19 protein-coding genes are annotated in these 19,187 nt (G+C 65.7%); 13 read left to right on the forward strand and 6 right to left on the reverse strand.

Translation table 11 applies throughout. The annotated features are described in order from the left end of the window. Positions 1–16 precede the first annotated feature (16 nt). The gene (locus OG876_RS00430) at positions 17–796 is read left to right on the forward strand and encodes a glycoside hydrolase family 172 protein (protein WP_328522727.1); all 780 of its coding nucleotides are present in this window, start codon (positions 17–19) and stop codon (positions 794–796) included. Here the strand turns inward: OG876_RS00430 and OG876_RS00435 are convergent. Continuing rightward, positions 718–972 (reverse strand): hypothetical protein, encoded by a 255-nt coding sequence (locus OG876_RS00435; RefSeq protein ID WP_328522728.1) that lies wholly within the window; start codon positions 970–972, stop codon positions 718–720. The genes OG876_RS00430 and OG876_RS00435 overlap by 79 nt on opposite strands. A gap of 1,032 nt (positions 973–2,004) precedes the next feature. On the opposite strand from OG876_RS00435, the gene OG876_RS00440 reads away from it, so the two are divergent. Further along, a complete protein-coding gene (locus tag OG876_RS00440; protein WP_328522729.1) occupies positions 2,005–2,199 on the forward strand; it encodes a hypothetical protein in 195 nt (64 codons plus the stop codon). 301 nt (positions 2,200–2,500) lie between these two features. Then, on the forward strand, positions 2,501–3,331 hold the full coding sequence (locus tag OG876_RS00445) for an IS3 family transposase (protein ID WP_328522730.1): 831 nt from the start codon (positions 2,501–2,503) through the stop codon (positions 3,329–3,331). A 420-nt stretch (positions 3,332–3,751) separates the two neighbouring features. On the opposite strand, the gene OG876_RS00450 is transcribed toward OG876_RS00445, so the two are convergent. Continuing rightward, positions 3,752–4,813, reverse strand: a complete 1,062-nt coding sequence (locus OG876_RS00450) for an alpha/beta fold hydrolase (protein ID WP_328522731.1) — start codon at positions 4,811–4,813, stop codon at positions 3,752–3,754. A 121-nt stretch (positions 4,814–4,934) separates the two neighbouring features. On the opposite strand from OG876_RS00450, the gene OG876_RS00455 reads away from it, so the two are divergent. After that, positions 4,935–5,855 carry a LysR family transcriptional regulator gene (locus OG876_RS00455; RefSeq protein WP_328522732.1) on the forward strand — a complete coding sequence of 307 codons (921 nt, stop codon included), beginning with the start codon at positions 4,935–4,937 and terminating at the stop codon, positions 5,853–5,855. Between the two features lie 1,172 nt (positions 5,856–7,027). Here the strand turns inward: OG876_RS00455 and OG876_RS00460 are convergent. Continuing rightward, positions 7,028–9,370 (reverse strand): protease inhibitor I9 family protein, encoded by a 2,343-nt coding sequence (locus OG876_RS00460; RefSeq protein ID WP_328522733.1) that lies wholly within the window; start codon positions 9,368–9,370, stop codon positions 7,028–7,030. Between the two features lie 269 nt (positions 9,371–9,639). On the opposite strand from OG876_RS00460, the gene OG876_RS00465 reads away from it, so the two are divergent. Then, positions 9,640–9,768 (forward strand): hypothetical protein, encoded by a 129-nt coding sequence (locus OG876_RS00465; RefSeq protein WP_328522734.1) that lies wholly within the window; start codon positions 9,640–9,642, stop codon positions 9,766–9,768. A 369-nt stretch (positions 9,769–10,137) separates the two neighbouring features. Further along, on the forward strand, positions 10,138–11,244 hold the full coding sequence (locus OG876_RS00470) for an IS630 family transposase (RefSeq protein WP_328522735.1): 1,107 nt from the start codon (positions 10,138–10,140) through the stop codon (positions 11,242–11,244). On the opposite strand, the gene OG876_RS00475 is transcribed toward OG876_RS00470, so the two are convergent. Continuing rightward, positions 11,241–12,497, reverse strand: a complete 1,257-nt coding sequence (locus OG876_RS00475; protein ID WP_328522736.1) for a transposase — start codon at positions 12,495–12,497, stop codon at positions 11,241–11,243. The two genes, OG876_RS00470 and OG876_RS00475, sit on opposite strands and share 4 nt — an antisense overlap. Positions 12,498–12,712: 215 nt before the next feature. Here OG876_RS00475 and OG876_RS00480 point away from each other — a divergent pair, with 215 nt between their 5' ends. After that, positions 12,713–13,207: a hypothetical protein gene (locus tag OG876_RS00480; protein ID WP_328522737.1), complete on the forward strand. Its 495-nt coding sequence runs from the start codon at positions 12,713–12,715 to the stop codon at positions 13,205–13,207. Positions 13,208–13,297: 90 nt separating this feature from the next. Here OG876_RS00480 and OG876_RS00485 read toward each other — a convergent pair whose 3' ends face one another. Next, positions 13,298–13,498 (reverse strand): hypothetical protein, encoded by a 201-nt coding sequence (locus OG876_RS00485; RefSeq protein WP_328522738.1) that lies wholly within the window; start codon positions 13,496–13,498, stop codon positions 13,298–13,300. On the opposite strand from OG876_RS00485, the gene OG876_RS43835 reads away from it, so the two are divergent. From OG876_RS43835 to OG876_RS43840, 6 genes are all read left to right on the forward strand, one after another. Then, on the forward strand, positions 13,416–13,856 hold the full coding sequence (locus OG876_RS43835; RefSeq protein ID WP_442914077.1) for a transposase: 441 nt from the start codon (positions 13,416–13,418) through the stop codon (positions 13,854–13,856). The two genes, OG876_RS00485 and OG876_RS43835, sit on opposite strands and share 83 nt — an antisense overlap. Positions 13,857–14,208: 352 nt before the next feature. Continuing rightward, positions 14,209–14,442 carry a hypothetical protein gene (locus tag OG876_RS00490; RefSeq protein ID WP_328522739.1) on the forward strand — a complete coding sequence of 78 codons (234 nt, stop codon included), beginning with the start codon at positions 14,209–14,211 and terminating at the stop codon, positions 14,440–14,442. A gap of 61 nt (positions 14,443–14,503) precedes the next feature. Beyond that, on the forward strand, positions 14,504–14,779 hold the full coding sequence (locus OG876_RS00495) for a hypothetical protein (protein WP_328522740.1): 276 nt from the start codon (positions 14,504–14,506) through the stop codon (positions 14,777–14,779). Beyond that, positions 14,736–15,113, forward strand: a complete 378-nt coding sequence (locus OG876_RS00500) for a hypothetical protein (protein ID WP_328522741.1) — start codon at positions 14,736–14,738, stop codon at positions 15,111–15,113. The genes OG876_RS00495 and OG876_RS00500 overlap by 44 nt, the downstream gene beginning before the upstream one ends. A gap of 1,251 nt (positions 15,114–16,364) precedes the next feature. Then, a complete protein-coding gene (locus OG876_RS00505) occupies positions 16,365–16,565 on the forward strand; it encodes a hypothetical protein (RefSeq protein ID WP_328522742.1) in 201 nt (66 codons plus the stop codon). Beyond that, positions 16,486–17,097, forward strand: a complete 612-nt coding sequence (locus tag OG876_RS43840; RefSeq protein WP_442914078.1) for a transposase — start codon at positions 16,486–16,488, stop codon at positions 17,095–17,097. Before OG876_RS00505 ends, OG876_RS43840 begins: the two co-directional genes overlap by 80 nt. On the opposite strand, the gene OG876_RS00510 is transcribed toward OG876_RS43840, so the two are convergent. Next, positions 17,054–18,127 (reverse strand): IS630 family transposase, encoded by a 1,074-nt coding sequence (locus OG876_RS00510; protein ID WP_328522661.1) that lies wholly within the window; start codon positions 18,125–18,127, stop codon positions 17,054–17,056. The genes OG876_RS43840 and OG876_RS00510 overlap by 44 nt on opposite strands. Positions 18,128–19,187: the final 1,060 nt, after the last annotated feature.

Genomic DNA, 19,187 nt, shown 5'->3' on the forward strand with positions numbered 1-19,187 from the left:
GACGCCTCGTTCCGGCGTGAATTTCCTGGATTCGAGCGAGACGGCGAGGCTGGCCGATATCGATGGTCCGGGCGTGATCCGGCACATCTGGATGACCGTGCCGGACAAGACGTCCGCGGGGCCCTGGGTACTGCGCGACCTCGTCCTGCGGATGTGGTGGGACGACGACGAGCGGCCGGCCGTCGAAGTACCGCTCGGCGACTTCTTCTGCAACGGATTCGGCCAGCGGGCGCTCGTCACCTCGGAGCCGATCGTGGTCGCGCCGACCGGCGGGCTGAACTGCTACTTCCCCATGCCGTTCCGGCGGCACGCGCGGATCGAGCTGACCAACGAGCACCCCGGCCCGGTCGGCGGGATCTACTACCAACTCGACTACACGGTCGACGACGAGGTGGCCGACGACACCGCGCTGTTCCACGCGCACTGGCGACGCAGCAACGCCTCCACAGCCTTGGGTGAGGACCATGTGATCCTCGACGGGATCGTTGGCAGCGGCAACTATGTCGGGACCTACATCGGGCTGACCGCGCTGGAGCGGTTCTGGTGGGGCGAGGGCGAGGTCAAGTTCTACCTCGACGACGACGAGGAATACCCGACACAGTGCAGCACCGGACTCGAGGACTACGCCGGTGGCGCGTGGGCCTTCCAGGATGCGTTGCGCGCCAACCCGTCACCGGCGCCGTTGACCTTCAGCGCGCCGTACTGCGGGTATCCGTTCTACTCGGCGGAGGACCGCACCGGGCATTCGCGGTCACCCAGGTCCTCAACGGCCCCGTCACCGGAATGGCGGACATAGACCCGGCCTGAGCGGGTCGCGAGTAGTCGTTCGACGATGTCGACCGCTCGTTCCACGCCAGCGCAGAACGACCGGGGCGACGCGAGCAGGATGATTCTTGTCATCATTGGACTCCCGATCTTGCTACCAATTGCAGAATCCGTTCCGCGGCTGCGCAGACGTCGGCGCCGACGCATTTCGGACGCAGGTACGACCCGGATGGCATGCTGCAGTCGGCAGTCAGGTGTAGTTGCTGCCGGAAACCCATGTTGCTGTGAGGCATGAATGCGCCCCGGGTGCGTTCACCGTGCGTAGCAGACGATCAGGAGCGGTCAAGCCCGAGGGCGAGGGACAGTCGATCGGTAGGTAGTTGCCGATGCCAACAATCAAGTCCGGCCGAGGCGTATCGTCTCGAGTGGCAGAGTCGATCCGCGAGCCGAGACTGGGGCACTGCGACGGGCCTGGCGTTGCGGGGATCAACGCGTCAGCTGAGATCGCTGGAGTCGAGGCACGAGGACGGCCACGGCCGCTCAAGCCGGCGCTGTTTTTCACCTCTCTTGCCTTGGTCGTCGGCTTCAATCTGAGCCCGCTGCGACTGCCGGGATCTGAGGTGCTCGTCGCCAAGCAACTCAGGGAATCTGGCCAAGTAGCGCAGATCAACCATCCAGCGGATCCTCCCCCCAACGGACTAGCGCAGAACTCCTGGACCGGAAAGCCTCAAGGTCCGTCCCTGCGCTCGGCCGGACCGAACGTCCCATAGCTGGTGAAATCGGCCGGCGAAGGCCCGGCCGCGGCGCAGTCTGTGCAGCCGCGAGCCGCTCGCAAGGACGGACCCCGGGTGGTTGAGCAGCAGAACTTCAGCCGACGAGGTCACGCGAAACACAGCTCAACACCGTGCTGGCGAAGTGGCGATGTCCTACGCACCGCGCAAATCCGCAAGCCGTACCTCTGGGGCGGGACGGGGCCAGACACTTACGATTAGTCCCTCCTTACCCAGCGGGCCTACGCGTACGATCGCATTCGCTCCTGAGGACATCTGCTGAACAGGCGCGTGTGGGTGCGAGCGTGGGACTTGATGAGCTCGTACCGGGCGACCTGCTGTTCGATGCCAATGGCATCCATGATCTGGCGGAGTGCTTCTGCAGTCTGCTGACGGTTGGCCTTCTTGAGGATCTCGTCGGCGGTCCCTGGTCCAGACGAAGAGGTGGCAGCGGTCGTTCCAGCCGTCGATGAAGGCGCGGATCGTGGCCTCGAGGACCTTGACCGAGCCGAACGTGCCGCGGCGGGCCGGCCAGGCGGAGAGCCCGCAATCGATTGCGCGCGGCATAGCCGTCCATCACCAGGCGCAGTTGCGCATCCGGGTAGGCCTACGCGACCTGCCCGAGGAAGACCAGGAACTCCTGGTGCCAAACGCCGCGGCCTGACCGCGGCAGTTCACCTTCGCGGTGGCAACCTCCAACGCCGCGAACAGAGTCGTGGTGCCGTGCCGCACGTAGCCAAACGAGCGCGGCGCGGAAAGCCGGGCCGCATCGCCACCATCTTCGGCATCCGATCCAAGCCTCAACCCACGACTCCCCATCGACACACAGCACGATCGCGTTCTCCAGCGCCGCCAAATACAACCCCCACCACACCCCCGGACCGACTCCCGGGCGGTGGAAACTTGAACGTCTCCGCCCACCACGACCGCACCCCGAGCCACGCCACGCCCGGGCCACCATCGCATTGCCAACTCCCAGCCTCGCGGCCAGCAACCTGCTCGACCAATACGACACCCCCAGCCGCTTCGGCGACGCCGCCTTCAACGTCGCCACCACCACTCGACCGTCCGCCAGACCCGCCCGACCCGAACGCGGCTCGTCCTCCAGCCCCGCCAGCCCACCCTCCTCGAACCGGCCACCCCAACCGCCACCACCCCGCCCGGACCTGATCGGCCGCGACTTCGCCGTCGACCCCGACGAGCCGGCCGCGCTGGATACCCGCTGGTGTGGCGACATCACCTACATCCACACCTGGGAGGGCTGGCTCTACCTGGCCACCGTGATCGACCTCGCCTCCCGCCGCGTGGTCGGCTGGGCCACGGCTGACCACCTGCGCACCGACCTGGTCGCCGAGGCCCTCACCGACGCGGTGAACCGGCGCCGGCCAGCGGCAGGCCTGGTGTTCCACAGCGATAGGGGCTGCCAGTTGACCTCCACCCAGTACGCCAACCTGGCAAGGGATCTGGGCGTGACCTTGTCGGTCGGGCGCAAGGACCAGTGCTGGGACAACGCGTCGCCGAGTCCTTCCTTCTTCGCCACCGTCAAGACCGAGCTGATCCACCGCCGCACCTGGCCCATCCGCAAGGCCGCCACCAGCGCGACCTTCGACTACATCGAAGGCTGGTGCAACACCCGCCGACGCCACTCCACCCTCGGCTACCTCAGCTCCACACGGTACGAATCCACCATCACCGTCACCGCCGAGCGGGATAGCCTAGCCACCTCACATCGGCCCAGTCCGTCGAAACGGGTCAAACCCCAAACACACCCAGAAACCAATGACACACTCCACTAGGTCGGCACGGGCATCTTCACGAACTATCACGGCCTGCTGCTCCGCTTGACGCGCGCCACCGAGGTCGGCAGACCGAGCCCTCAGCCTGCGCTTTCGACCCCAAGCGTCAAGACATCCACCAATATTTCAGCCACCGACCAAGGCATTGACAGCGCCAAGAAGATCATCGGCCGCAAACGCAGCCTCGTCCTCGGCATCCGACTCGGTCTCCGGTACCACCTTGATCGACCACATCGCAGCGGCCCAGCCTGGCATCCGCAAGACCTGGGTGAACGGCGGATACCGCCAGCACCTCATCGACCAGGCCGCCAGCTTGTGCCTGTCACAATGGGTCGAACAGTGCCGTTGCGACTGGATGAGAAGACATCAACCACTCCCCCGGGACGGTACGCCGGGGCGAGGGCATGTCGTGCTCGGCGGTCATGACTGCAGGGCGTGGGCGATCCATGTGATCATGACCGGCATGATCTGGTCGAGCTTGTTAAGAGCGCAGTGGGTGCCGCCGGGAACGAGCTCGACCTGCGTGTTCGGCCGGTTGCTAAAAACCGTCGTGTCCGCGGTCGGGACGTGCACGTCTGCGTCGCCGTTGATCACCAGCATCGGGCAGTTGTCCTGCGTGGCCAGCAGTTCGTCGAGGGCGAACGGCCCGGTGGCGGCGATGAGGGTGTCCTGGTCCGGCTTGGTGGTGAAGCCGGCCGCGTTGCCGAAAATGTCGGCCATTCCGAATAGCAGGTTCTTGGCGTGTTCGGGCCCGAACGTAGCGCTGGTTACCGGGCCGCCCAGGACGACGGCCGCGTCAGCGTCGGCAAGTAGGCCGGTCTGGGCGGAGAAGTAGCCGCCGAAACTCAATCCGAAGTGCCCAACCTTGCCGGTGGTGAGAGTGCGGGCGAAGTCGAGCAAGCCGCCGATAATCTCCTGCGTGTCCGGAGCCAAAGAAATGTGGCTGAGTTCCCCCACTCCGGCGTGCTCGAACGCCACGACGCGTACCTTGGCGCCGAGCGCGAGCGCCTCCCACATGGGATGCAGGTCCATTTTCCAGGTGTCGATCCCGCCACTCGCGATCAGTACCGGAGTATCGGCTCCCGCATCGGCAGGGCTCAGCACGTGCACCGGCACTTCGACGATAGCCCCATGGTAGCGGGCGGTGACGACACGGCGCTCGAATCCAACTGGGAAGCCCGGCGCCGCAAGGGTGTACTGCTCAACTTGACAGGCCATGGCGGCCGCCTTGGCAGGGTCGGCCAGGCACGGGAACCGCGCCCCACCGTAGGCCAGCGACGCCCGGTAGTGTTCTCCGGAAGCGGCATACCGCTCTGCTAGCCGACTCCATTCCCACGTCCACCCGCCAGGAGCGTCAGCCCACATATCGGTGATCGCGCCGCGCAGGCGGGCTACCTCGACGGCGGGAAGGCCGAGGTTCACGAATTGCGCCGTGCGTTCCTCGAACAGATTATCGGGATTGATAGGAAACTGATAAGCCATGACGTTTCTCCCGGTGAGCCGGTGACCTACCCCATATGGGAAGGTCTCGCAGGTCCACGGTGCCCGAGCCGGCAACACACGGGAAGTGCCGGTCTGGCATCCCCGGTATGTATCTTGAGACATGGCCGTAGAACTGGCGCAGTGGCGCATGTTTGTGGCGATCGCGGACGCCGGAAGCCTCAGCAGGGCTGCGGTAGACCTTCAAGCCGACCAGCCGACGTTGAGCCGCGCACTGCGCCGCCTCGAACGCATGATCGGGTCTGAGTTGTTTCGTCGCAGCCCGCGCGGCGTGACGCTCACCGCGTTTGGGGCTGACCTGCTCGGCCAGGCACGGCACCTGGTCAGCGTGGCCGATGAGCTGGACGCCCTCGCCTTCGCCCGCGGCCATGCCGCCGCAGCCGTTCTGAGAGCAGGCACCCTGGACTTCTACCCCTTCACAACAGCCCTCGCCGAGGCCTGCGCAAGGCTGGCAGCCCGCCGACCCCCGATAGTGGTCGAACTGCTCCACATCCCCTGGCTCGCCCATCCCGCCGCGGTGACCAAAGGCGACATCGATATCGGATTCACACTCACCGTCGACCGGCATCTCCCCGTACCAGGGGTGCTGCGCAGCACCCCGCTCCGCGCGGAAAAGCAATTCTACGCACTGCTACCGGCTGGCCATCCCCTCGCCACCGTGCGCAGCATCAATCCCCGCGACTTGTCCGATGACCCGCTGCACATGCCCCGCAGAGAAGACAACCCCGCCATCTATGACCTGATCCTCAAAACGCTCGCCGATCACGGCCTCCCGGAACCGAGCCGAGCCCGGACCGTCGACAGTCTCGCCGCCGTCGTCCAGGACATCGCGGCCGGAAACGGCTGGACAATCGTCACCTCCGGCCCCGCCCAGCACCCCGCGCCCGGAACCGTCGCCCAGCCTCTGGCCGTCACTGTACGCCACCAAGTGCACCTCGAAGCGATCTGGCACAAAGTCGCCAACCAGACCGCTGTCCGGGCTCTCATCAGTCAGCTCCGACACAACAGCAATGCGCACCTGTGAGGGAGTTACCACCGGCCGCAATCTGCTGACATCGGATCACTGCGCACCGGCGTAATGTGAAACTCCGAGAGTTCGTGGTGGATCTCGTTCGCTGGCGCCTGTGATGGCGAGTAGGTGTTCGTCCAGGCCTGTCGATGTGCTCGCCTTGAAAACTTCGCGTTCGTCCACCTGCGCGTCCTCGAGCCGCTCGCATAGCGCGCTCGGTCTCAGCCCTCGTCGGCCAGTGGCGGCGCGGGTGATGCGGGGTTGGGCTCGGTCGAGCGGTGGGGCGGGTGGTGAGGCCCACCCGGCGATCGCGTCGCTCGGCCAACTGTCGTGCAGTGTGGCGGATGCGACGGCGACCAATGTTGCTGCAATGGGGACGCACCGGCTGAGGATCTGGCCTGGTCCGCTGCGGGCGGCAGGTGGCCAGAGTGACCGCGATCCGCCGCCGCGTGAACGAGTCGGCCGCGTATGACGAAGGATAGGAGATCCCGCCGGCGAGGAGATGGTCGTCGCCGGCGCGTGGCGACAACCTGCCGATGACCAGCTTGATCAGTAGGGTCTCGACGCTTCGAGAACCAGGATCCATTCACCTGCCCTGAGCAGCGGCCGGACGCCGCGGCGCAGGACCAGGCAGTGGACCGCTGCGAGCGAGCAGAACCGCGATGGTCGATGTCCAGGTTCCGCCGAGGGCCCCCAGCGCTCGCAGGGCAAGTCGAGTGGAGCCGGGGACAAGGCTGGGTGACGGGATTACCTCGTGATCGAGATTATGCGCCACGGTGCCGGTCGCGAGATCGACTGTCGTGGCGAGGAGTACCAGACCGATTGTCGACGCCCCTCTAGGCGATCCGCGGTGAGTCGCCTGCTCGGCTGGAAATCTCTTGTCCGGCCCCCCGTGCCCTGCGCCGAGGGCGAGGGGCCGTTCGATGTACGGGCGTGCCTCCACGGCCAGCGTCTGCGCGCGGATCAGCCGGGCTGTCGACGCGAGCTCGCTCCTGCGCCGACTCGCTGATCAGGCAGCATGGTCCCATGGTCACAACCGACCGATACCAGCAAGACCTCACCGGGGCCAATGTTCGCGTCCAAGTCCGCGAACATTGGCCCGCCCAAAGCGGCGACGCCAACCAATGGGATTCGAGATCTACCTGCCTGGGAACATAACCAACCCCTACACTGCGCGGCGCGGACCGCTACGGATGGATAGTGCCGGTCAAGGTGAATGCGGGCCAGGTGTTGCTGTCCGGGCCGTTTTCGATGCTCTCAAGGACGGCTCCGGTGGTGTCGGAGGCAATGAGGTCGATGTCGTCGGCGCTATTGACGCTGGCACTGATCGAGGTCAGGTTGGTCACGTTGTTCACTGAGGTCAACGCCGTATACGAGTCAGAACCCGCCGAGCTCTGTGTTGCGTGGCTGAGCTCACCACCGTCAACGATCGCGAACAGGTCCACACGTCCGTCACGATGACGGCTCGCGGCCACCATCTGAACTCCAGCCACGCCAGGGATCACCGCCGGCGCAGTCCAATCGGCTCCATCGGCCGTGACCTGCTTGATCCGCCAGACTTGACCATCAGTGTCGCTGGCGAAGACCTCGACCCTGCCGTCGGAGTTGGACTCCGCGGTGATCGACCGGGCCGGCTGACCGAACGGCAACCCAGCCCACGCACTCCAAGTAGTGGCATTCGGAGCGGTCTGGGTACGGAAGTACGCCTGCCCATCGGAGTCCGAGCCGAACATCATCAGCCGGCCATTGGCCAAACGCTTCAAACTCACGGCAGTAAGACCGAGACTATTGGGATTGTCCAGCTGCGACCAGGACGTCCAGGTGTTCTCGTTGGCCGCAGCCTGCTGACGCTGCCACAGTCCCTTGGCCGGCGAGGTGACACCGATGAGCGTGATCTTGCCGTTCGCGTTCCGCTCAGCCGCCATCGAAGCCCAACCAGCAGTCGCGGAGGTGGTCCACGGACCCCAGGACCCTGCAGCGGCCAGCGTAGTACCGGTCTGGAAACGGTCCATGAACCGGCCGTCGGGGTTGACACCGAACATGGCCAGCGCCCCGTCCACATTCGGCGTCGTTCCCAACCGCAGACCCGTCGTGAAACTCCCCGGCGGCTTCGTAAACAACAACTTGTCGGCGTCACCCAGGCCCAAACCCCCGACCACGCCCGGCGTCGCCCGCTCCAGCAACTCCGCCGTCACCTGCGCCCGCGACGCATCCGCAAACTCCGGTTCCGAAAGCAGCATCGCGAGCCCGCCAGCGACGAAGTCCGTCGCAAACTGAGCGCTGCCCCCGGTTGCCTCGGAGTCGTCGGAATCCTTGGTGTCAAACTTGATCCCTACTCCGGGTGCCCAAATCCCCACACACGAGGCGGTGTCGGGATCGTAACCCGAAATCGTGTCGTGAATATCCGTCTCGCCTACATAAAGGACACCAGGCACGAGGTTATTGTTATGCGGCCCGCTCGTCGACGTTCCCTTGCAGGGACTGGAGACATAGTAGAAGGCGTTCATGGCCACCACAACCTGGATGCCGTGATCGAGCGCGTTGACTTGGGCGTCTCGGAGCAGGTTCGCATTCTCGGGTGTACACCCGTTCTCGCCACCCTGACTCGTGCATGCAAGGCCCCGCTGAAAATCGATCACCGCCGGCCGCCTCGTCACATCGCCAACGATCCACTCGAACGCGCTCACGAGCTCGGCCACTGTGGTGGAAGAATCACAGAAAATGGCCGGCACCACGACGATGTTAACCTGCTTGGCGACACCGTTGGCGGTACCGCCGATGGCTCCCGCACTATTAGTACCTTCCCCCTGGCACTGGTTTTGATTAGGTCGGGGCAGGTTGGCCTGTGCGTTCACCACACGCGGAGCGAAGTCGTGATGTGTCTCCCTAGCAGGTGGCGCGATGAGGTATACGGTAACACCATTGCCGGCCCGGGTGCTGTCGTAGTGAAACTTCTGATCCAGCGGCAGCTTGCGCTGGTCAATCCGGTCCAGCCCCCAGTTATCAGTCGCAATAACCGGTGGCGGGGGTGCCCCGACGGCCAGCGGGCCGACCACCCCCGCCGTCCCGGAGGATCCACGAACCGGCCCAGCCGAGTTACTCGCGGCCCCTCCCGACTTGCTCGCCGTCCCAGGCACACTGACGGCCGGGGCCATGTCGACGTACTGGTCCTGCTGCACGGACTCCACATTCGGGTCCGAAGCAAGCTTCCGCGCCTCAGCCTCACTCATCGTCGCCACGAAACCATGCATCGTCTGCGTCCACACCTGACGCACCGTGCCCTTGTGCGCACTCATGAGTCCTTTCGCCCGAGCGGCAACCCCCTGTGACCGAAGACTTGCGTTATCCCTCAACTTGACGATATAGCCCTCCGGAACACCCGACGCCGCATCAGCCCCCACGAACCTGGGTCGCCCCGCAGCCGCCAAAGGCACCGACGCGGTCGCCGACGTCAAGCCACCCAACAACAGCACACCGACAGCCGCGATACCAGCCGCCGCCGAAGCACCCAACCTCAATGATCGAAACATCACTCACCAGTCCCAACTCTCAAGCCGACACCACCCGAATCGGACCGCCTCAACTGCCGGACTGGCCCACCGAGACGCATACTGCCCAACGAGGCAATTCCTCCTACCAACGCCGGGCCCCTCCACGGCACAGCCGGGCAGCGCCCCGCCGTCATTCTGTTTGACGCTCAGAGTCACGTCCTGAGTAGCCCTTGCTCATTCGGGCATCCCCACCACCCACAGTTCAACGCCGGCCAAGACAACAACGCGGACAGTACGCGCGGGAGCGGATGACCGAGATCGGCGCGGAGCTCACCGATCAGGACGGAGTGGCCGGCCTCGACCCGGCGGCGCTGCACCCGCGCGCTTCGCGGCGAACAGGCGTTGCATCCGCATCGATCATGGGACGAGATGGCTGAATACCTTGCTGACAAAAGTCGGGCGCTCGAGCGGGCGCGGCCGACTTCCTCGTGATTCGAAGCAGCGCGTCACCGGCGCAGGACACGGCCGGAGCCGGCGCGGATGCAGACCACTTGGGGTGAAAGACGTCGTCGGCATCGGGCGGGTCGCTGTCGACCACGCCGGCCGACGCGCTCCCGACCGAACTCGACACCGATCGAGGACCTGACCGCGACGGCGCCCGCGCAGCAGCCCATCACCGTCCAGTCCAGGCTGGCGGAGGCACCGCGACGACCGCTGAGCGCACGGATTGCGGCGTTAGCGGACCTTGAGTGAGATCAGCTAGTGTCCTGCTTCTGAAATTCGTTGTATAAGTCTAGGGTGGTTGTATGCCTAGGACTGGGCGGCCGAAGGCCGAGTTGGTGTTGAGTGTTGATGAGCGTTCGCAGTTGGAGCGTTGGGCGCGCAGGGCGAAGTCGTCGCAGGTGCTGGCGTTGCGGTCGCGGATCATTCTTGGCTGTGCGGAGCCGGGGTCGGTGAGCAAGGAGGTCGCGGCGGAGTTGGGGTGTTCGGAGACGACGGTCGGGAAGTGGCGGCGCCGGTTCCTGCGGGAGCGGCTGGATGGGTTGGTCGATGAGGATCGGCCGGGCCGGCCGTCGTCGGTGAGTCTGGATCAGGTTGAGGATGTGATCGTGGCGACGCTGGAGTCGAAGCCGGCCGATGCCACGCATTGGTCGCAGTCGTCGATGGCGAAGCGGACTGGGTTGTCTCGCTCGACGATCGGGCGGATCTGGCGCGATTTCGGTCTCAGGCCGCACCGGGTCGATGGGTTCAAGTTGTCCACCGATCCGTTGTTCGTGGAGCGGGTCGTCGATGTCGTCGGGCTGTATCACAATCCACCGGAGCGCGCGGTGGTGTTGTGTGTGGATGAGAAGTCGCAGATCCAGGCGCTGGATCGGTCGCAGCCGGTGCTGCCGATGATGCCGGGCATGCCAGAGCGGCGCACGCATGACTACCGGCGCAACGGGATCACCTCGCTGTTCGCGGCGTTCAATGTTGCCGACGGCACCGTGATCACCGAACTGCACCGCCAGCATCGTGCGACCGAGTTCAAGAAGTTCCTGGCCACAATCGACAAAACGGTGCCCGAGGGCTTGGACGTCTACATCGTGGCCGACAACTACGGCACCCACAAAACCCCTGCCATCAAAGCCTGGCTGGCCAAACACCCCCGCTTCCACATGCACTTCACCCCGACCGGATCGTCGTGGCTCAACCAGGTCGAACGCTGGTTCGGTCACCTCACCCAGCAGAAAATCCGCCGCGGAACCCACACGAGCGTCCAGGCTCTCGAAGCCGACATTCGCGCCTGGGTGAAGTCCTGGAACGACGACCCGAAACCGTTCGTCTGGAAGAAGACCGCCGACGAAATCCTGGACTCACTCAGTCGCTACCCTCCAACGCGTCACCGGGCAAAACGCCCAAGACCAACTTAAGCAACGAATTTCAGAAGCAGGACACTAGCTTGTTCCGCCATAGGTTGCCAGCGCAGGATGTCGTAAGCACTAGCAAGGTCATCCGCCCACGCTGAATCGTGGTCGCGCCCGAAGGCCGTCAGCAGTCGGTCGCGTATCGCTTCTCGGCACAGCCATGCAGTCGTTACCTTGCGATGAGGATCAGCGAAGCCATACCCGTTCACGAGCAGTGCAAGGTGCTGATCCGGAGCCGCGCCATGGAGAGTGTTGCAGGCAGCGAGGAACCGATCGATACCGTCGCCAGTCAAGGCGGCAGCATCGAGAGATTCGGCCGCATCAAGGACCGCCTCGATTCGCGACGGGAGCTCTGTCGGCAAGGACCGCCACAGGCGGTCGAGGTACTCCTCGACCGCCTGCTGCTCGACTGGGAGCCAGGTGCGCCATTGCTCTCGCGACAGATTCGACAGAACGATACCCGGGTCGAGCTCGTTGCATGCCACCAAACGCTCGAGCAGAAGAGGGAGCAGGCTCTTCGAATCCTCGCGGCTACCTACCGTGTTGCCTAGCCGGATGGTCAGCGAGAAGAGGTCGTGCTCATCGACCGGCCTCGAAGGCCTGCAATGCGAGCAGCCATCTAGCACCGCTCGACGCGGGTACGGCGCGAAGAAGAGCCGGTGCTGGGGCTGTGAGCCGGTCGCGCTGGAGACAGAGTCGTTGCCTGGTTGTCCTGCCGGGCCCGTCTTCTGCGCGGCGACGAGGTCGTCGAGCATGGTCATGTAGACCAGGTCGGAGAGGCGTCGTTTGAGGCAGCGCATGGCTTCCATCGAGGTCTTGCCGGTTGTCTTCTTGCGATCGAAGTAGACCCGTCCTTGGGTCGGGTTGCGGAGCTGGACGACGGCCATCACGTGCAGTGCCCGGTTGATCTGCCGGTTGCCGCCGCGGGAGAGACGGTGCCGGATGTGGTCGCCGGAGGACGCGTCGATGGGTGCGGTGCCGGTCCAGGAGGCGAAGTGACCGCGGTCGGGGAACCGGGTGATGTCGCCGACCTCGACCAGCAGCCGGGCAGCACCGGAGGGGCCGATGCCGTGCAGGTCCAGCAGGCCGGTGCCGGTGGCTTTGACCAGCTCGGTGAGTTCCTTGTCGGCGGCCTTGGTTCGGGCGTAGATCTTGTCCAGGTCGGCCACGAGCTCGGTTGCGACGCGTTTGCGGGTCTTGCCGGCCAGGTCGCGCGGACGCACCGATGCCAGCAGTTTGCGGGCCTGTGCAGCCGACAAGAACACTTTCGCCCGCCAGGGATGAGTTCCAGCAAGAGCGCGTGCAGCTGGAGACCTTGCGGGTGTGCTCCTCGCCCAGGGCGCGGCGGCGGTCGACCAGCAGCCGGAGTACCTCGAGCTGCTCATCGGCCACCACCGGACGCAGCCCCGTCATGCGGGTGCCGACCAATGCCACGGAGTGCGCGTCGGTGGCGTCGGTCTTGCAGCCCTGGCCGGTGGCGAAGACACGTGCCCGCGCGGACAGCTTCGGCGGGACGTCGACGACCTGCTCCCCGTCCGCGATCGGGCTGGCTCATCAAGAGCGTGCGTACCCGGCCGACACCCGCTGCGGGGTGGCTCAGCAGAGGCCTGATCGATCCGGAAGTCAGGTTGCCCACCGCGGTCCGTTCCACCATCACAACGCGAACGGCACCGGACTGGTGATCACGATCGGTATCGACCCCCACAATAGTTCCCTGACCGCAGTCGCAATAGACCCCGCCGGTCAAGCCGATCCCCCGATCCGGGCCGTCATGGACAAGACCACGCGCGCGGTGTTGCTCGCCTGGGCCGCCCAATGGCCCGACCGGCGGTGGGCTGTCGAGGGAGCCACCGGTCTCGGCCGCGGCATCGCCCAGCAGCTCGTGACCGCCGGCGAGGTAATCTTGGACGTCCCGGCCAAGCTGGCCGCGCGCACGGCTGCTGGGATCCAGCAGCGCACGCGAGACTGACGTCGCCGACGCATCTCGGTCGCCGCGGTCGCCTTGCACAACCGACGCCTCAACCGCGTCCAGGTCGAGGACTACACCACGATCATGCGTCTACTCACCGAGCGCCGCGACGACCTGGTCGCCGAGCACACACGCTGGATCAACCGGCTGCACGTCCTGCTCCGCGACCTGCAGCCCGGTGGCGCTGAGGTTCGCCTCGACACCACCGATGCCTCGGCGCTGCCGGCCAAGATCCGCCCCGCCACCGAGGCCGACCGCCAGCGCCACCACCCTCACGGAGATCCAAGGCATCGGGTTCCTGACCGCGGCCAAGATCCTCGCGCTTACCGGCGACCTCCGAAGGTTCCCGAACCAGGAGCAATACGCCAGCTATGCCGGTACCGCACCGATCGACGTCTCCAGCGGCGACCAGGAGACCCACCGGCTATCCCGACGCGGCGCCCGGCAACTCAACGCCGCCATCCACGTCGCCGCCGTCACTCAGGCACGCGACCCCGGTCCGGGATGCGACCACTACCGACGGAAGATCGCCGAACACAAGACCGTCAAGGAAGCTCGCCGGACGGAACACGAACACCGTCTACCGCCGCATCCTCGCCGACCAACAACACCACCAACTCCACGCCGCTTGACACAGAGGCGCTCCTGAGTCACCGACGCCCCACGGAAACGTCGGACACAGCCTTGCCGAACACGGCGAGCCTCAACCATCAGGTGGCACACGGCTGTCAAGCATCACCCGGCACAGGACACAGTCGGCGACACGGTGTGATCCACCAACAGATCCGCGACACATGTCCGCCAACTGATGTGCGACATGTGGGCTAGGAAATTGAGGTAGCGGTCCGTGGCCGCTGGGCCCTTGATGCTACGCGCGCTGAGCGATAGCAGGGGGTCCCAGGTGTGGGGTGTGTGAGGCGCAAAGGACGTCGGTTTGTGGTTGCGATCTAGACTCTCGCCAGCATTGGAGCGAGGCAGCGAGGTCCATGAAGGGATAGTCGATGGCACCGGTGGAGCACCCCGTCCAGCTCGAGGTTGATGGAGAGCTATTCGAGATTTCACCGCGCCCGGACCAGTCTGGAGCATACGACTACAGGTGGCTATCCGGTTCGGACTCCGGCTATGGGTTCAGCGCAGCATCGTCTGACCGCACCGCGGCGACCCTGACTGACCATGAACAATCCATCCGCGACTTCCTGTCGCAGGTCGCCCCCAAGACTGGTCACATCGAGTAGATGCTCCCCCACTGGGGTGATTTAGGGGACAGGGGTAGCGGTCCGTGGCCGCTGGCCTTCGATGCTGCGCACTGGCTGGGTGGTGGTGCAGCGCGCGATCTGGCTGTCGCTGTCGGGAGTCGACGGATTTACCCGTAAGGTATGCGCTTTCGATCAGATGCGGCGCCGACGCGGCTGGTTTCTTGGCGACGGACGTCGATGCTCGAGCCAGCAGATCCTCCTCCTTCTGCGCCACCTCGTGATCGCGCAGCCTGTCCGCAACGCCGACCGCATCGAACTGTTCCAGTCGCTCCATGACAAACCGGCAATCTCTCCAGCCGCCGTTCGAGGCGGCTGATCTGCCTCTGTGCCGCAACAATCTCCTCGCGAGCCCGCTGGACCTCGCTATGGCCGTCACGGGAAGCTTCGGTCTCGGTATCGGCGGGCAAGTAGCGAGCCAGTACGGTCGTGAGCATCTGCTTGCTCCGGGCAAGCCCTGCGCGTTCTCGCTGACCGTAGACCTCTGTGCCGAGCAGCAGATCGCCCGGCGTGGAGTGCAGGACGGACCCTTCGGCATCTCGCGCCACCGGCTGATTGCCGACGAGCCGTTCGTCTGTGTAATCGGCCAACCCTGGCCGGCGGATCTGAATCTCGACCCCGGATCTTGGTTCCGAATCCGAGCACCTGCTTGATCATCGCGCGTCGTGTTCACGACGGGATGCCACCGCCAGCGCGAGCACGCCGAGTACGTACCGCACGCTCTCGAAGGCAGCCGGACGCCGCGCGATCGGGGCCGGGGGCTGTCGGTGATGGCGCCGGTGAGGATCCCATTCGAGTGTGTGGTGGACGGTTCCGCTGACCTGATAGAAGTCGCTCAACATATCCGCAGTGATGACCTCTGCGGGCGCACCCGACGAGTGAGCCACGCCCTTCGCGAGGACGACACCTGATCAGCGATGCAGCCCCGCGAGTGCGGCGGTGGCGAACCAGGCTGCTGAGCCAAGAAATACACGGTTTGACAGCAACTCTCTGCCGCCAACGCAGTCTTGAGATCTCGCCGCGTGTGCGCCCGCCGTGATGACGAGCGGCGAGATGCCGATAGGGCGAATGCCGATGGAATTAGCGCCGATAGCATCCGCTCCGAAGTACCAGCGGCTGCCGCACGTCGGCTGCTGGTTGTATTGACCTCACGACCGGGTCTGACGAGCCTCGGTTGAGGTGCCCGGGTTGTCGCTCCCACTTCGGCTGCCCACCGTGCGCGGTGTGGCTCTCATCTGGCCTGCGCTGCCTCGGGCACCGCTAGGGCCGGGAATGGCTCAAGAAGGGATTGCTCTGCTCCAAGCAGCGGTGCCCTCCTGACCCGACATCGGTGGATTCAAGGAGGGACACATGGCACAGCACAGGGCAGCCGAGAACCGCGGGTCGTGGTCGGGATGGACCCGCACGAGCGGTCGGTGACGATCGAGGTGATGGCCGCCGATGAGACCGTGCTCGACGGCGCCCGGTTCGGCACCGACACCGAGGGGTACCGCGCGCTGCTCGCCAGGGTCGCGGGCTGGCCGGACCGCGACCCTGGCGATCGAGGGCTGTCGCGGTATCGGCCGGCACATCGCACTGCGGCTGATCGCCGAGGGCGAGCAGGTGGTCGACGTGCCGCCGAAACTGTCTGCCAGGACGCGAGTCTTCGCGACCGGACAGGGCCGCAATACCGATGCCACCGACGCCCACTCGGTCGCGCTGGTGGGCACCCGGATCGCCGGTCTTCGGCCGGTGGTCAACGACGAGCAAGTCGAGGTGCTGCGGCTGCCGGTGGACCGGCGCCGCTCGATCGGTGAGGAGCACACCGGCAAGGTCAGCCAGCTGCACGCCCTGCTCTTGGAGCTCATCCCCGGCGGCGCCAAGCGCTATCTGTCCGCCGCGCAAGCAGGAAGTTGCTCGCCGGTGTGCAGCCACGCGACATCGTCGGCAAGACCCGCAAGCGGGTGGCGCTCGAGCTGGTCGCCGACCTCGAGCGGCTCTACACCCGCAAGAAGGCCGCGAACAAGGAGCTGCTCGAACACGTCCGTGCGACCGGCACCGGCCTGCTCGAACTGGAGGGCATCGGCCCGCAAGGGGGCGGCCCGGCTGCTGGTCGAGGTCGGTGACATCAGCCGCTTCCCCGACCGCAACCACTTCGCCTCCTGGACCGGCACCGCACCGATCGATGCCTCCTCCGGCGACCACGTCCGCCACCGCCTGTCCCGTCGCGGGAACCGGCAGATCAACCGGGCGCTGCACATCATGGCCACCGTCCAGCTACGCCGACCAACCAAAGGCCGCGCCTACTACGACCACAAGAAGGCCACCGGCAGGACCTCGCTGGAGGCGATGCGCTGCCTGAAACGACGACTGTCCGACCTGATGTACAAGACCATGCTCGCCGATCTCGCCGCACACACAGCGACGGGCCCCGGAGGGCAAACGGGACACGACTCTGACTCCAGCGCGACCAGCTCACATCCCAACACCGGCTCTTCGGACAAGCCACTCCGCGGACCCGCCAAACAACACCCTACGACCGCACTCCCAACGTGTCTTGACACAGCAGGGAGCCGAACGCGGACCGGAGAAGCCCTGCAACGCTCATCAGGTCCTAGTGCCGCGCGTCGGAGGTCTTCTGACGGTTGGCTTTGTTGAGGATCTGGTCTGCGGTCTTGGTCCAGGTGAAGGGGTGTGATCGGTCGTTCCAGCCGGTGATGAAGGCCCGGATCTTGGTGTTGAGATCGTTGACGGATCGGAAGGTGCCGCGGTGGATGGCTTGGCGTTCGATGATGGAGAACCAGACCTCGACCAGGTTCATCCAGGACGCGTGGGTGGGTGTGAAGTGGACGCTGACGCGGGGGTTGTCGGCCAGCCAGGCCTTGATCTGGGGGTGTTTGTGGGCGGCGTAGTTGTCCATGACCAGGTGCAGTTCGCGGTCGGGGTGGGCGCGGGCGACCTGCTTGAGGAACGCGAGGAATTCCTGGTGCCGGTGCCTGGGTTTGCAGGCCGCGGTGACCTGGCCGGTGGCGATCTCGAGCGCGGCGAACAGGGTCGTGGTGCCGTGCCGGACGTAGTCGTGGGAGCGGCGTTCGGCCAGCCCGGGCTGCAAGGGCAGGATCGGGGCCGTGCGGTCCAGTGCCTGGATCTGCGACTTCTCGTCCACACACAACACGACCGCGTTGTCAGGCGGCGCCAAGTACAGCCCGACCACGTCGGTGACCTTGGCCACCAGTTCGGGGTCGGTGGAGAACCGGAACGACTCCGACCGCCACGGCTGCACCCCGAACTCGCGCCACGCCCGGGCCACCGTGGCGTCCCCGATGCGCAGATGCCGCCCCAGCAGCCGCGACGACCAGTGCGTGACGCCGTACTTCTTCGGCGGCGGCGTCAACGTCGCCGCGACGATGCCCCGATGATCGACCGAGCGCGGCCGGCCCGCACGCGGCTCGTCGTCCAGCCCAGCCAGCCCCCGCTCGCCATAGCGATCCCGCCAGCCGATCACCGTCGGCCGCGACACCCCGACCAGCTCCGCGATCCTGGAGTTCGACACCCCTTGCGAGGCCAGCAACACGATCCGGGCCCGCTGTGCCCGGCCGGCCCGCACACTCGACGCCCGCGTCAACGCAACCAACCCCTCCTCGTCACCCTCACGCAACACCAACGCAGCAGCAGGACGATTCGCCATGCCTCATCGTCCCAAACACCAACCGTAAATCAACTAACGACGCGCGGCACTAGATAGCTGTGGGTCGGTAGTCGGCCATCGCTGGAGTCGAGCGACCGTGAAACAGCCGTTCACCTCGATGAATGGACGTTTGCCAACCGAGCCTGATTCCTATCGCAGCGCTTGCGAACTCGGCCGCGGCGACAACAGGTCGAGGCCGGCGACAACGCCAAGCGACCCGAACGTCCACGTGGAACCCCTCAGGCAACCCTTGCCGTCGCTCGGGGCGAACAGGTCCGCCAACGCCGTGGCAGCAGCCTGACGGAGCGCGCGCTCTCTTGTATTCCACGTGGCTCAACTCCAAATGCGCTTCCATTTTGGATTGGGTGTGTCAAGTCGCCGACAGCGACTGGCGGTCAGAGGCGGCCGACGTCTACCTCAGCGGACAGGGTGGCGTCCGCTGAGGTAGACGTCGGCCTCGCGCAGGTGCCGCGCACGCCGGGCGTGCTCAGGACGCGACTCCTTCACTACTGCTAGTAGACGCTGCACCTGGCACCGATGAGAGAGCAGGCCGTACTCACATTTCCGGCGGAGACTCCCTGGCCGACGCCTGAGGTAGTCGATACTGAGTAAGACTTACTCAATACCAATGCGTGCGGACCGTGGCGTACTGGCGGAGCGGAGAGCTCGAGGGGGCGAGCTCTCCGCTCCGCCGGAAGCGACAGCCTCCACCGGCACGGAACTCGTGCCGTGAGCTTGCCCTCGCCGCCGCGTAGAGAGACGCCGTGGTGAGGGCAAGCCGGGGCGACCTGCCTTCGACAAAGCGGTGTGGGCGAACGCTCCGGCGGCCGGGTCGCGGCCGGAACCCAGGGATGGTGGTGCGAACCTTCCTGGCGCGGGCTCACCCCGCCAGCCGTTCGCCTTCATGAGCCGTTCCACCGTGCGGCGCGCGCCCGCTTGACCCACGCGCCTTGGGCTCCGGGGCGATGTCGCAGCTGTGCGCACCTATCTGCGATGTCACACCCTCGGGTCTCACCGGCATCGAACGTGACCTGGCGAACTGACCGGCGCAACGTCTCCG

Source organism: Kribbella sp. NBC_00359, from assembly GCF_036097425.1.
GTDB lineage: Bacteria > Actinomycetota > Actinomycetes > Propionibacteriales > Kribbellaceae > Kribbella.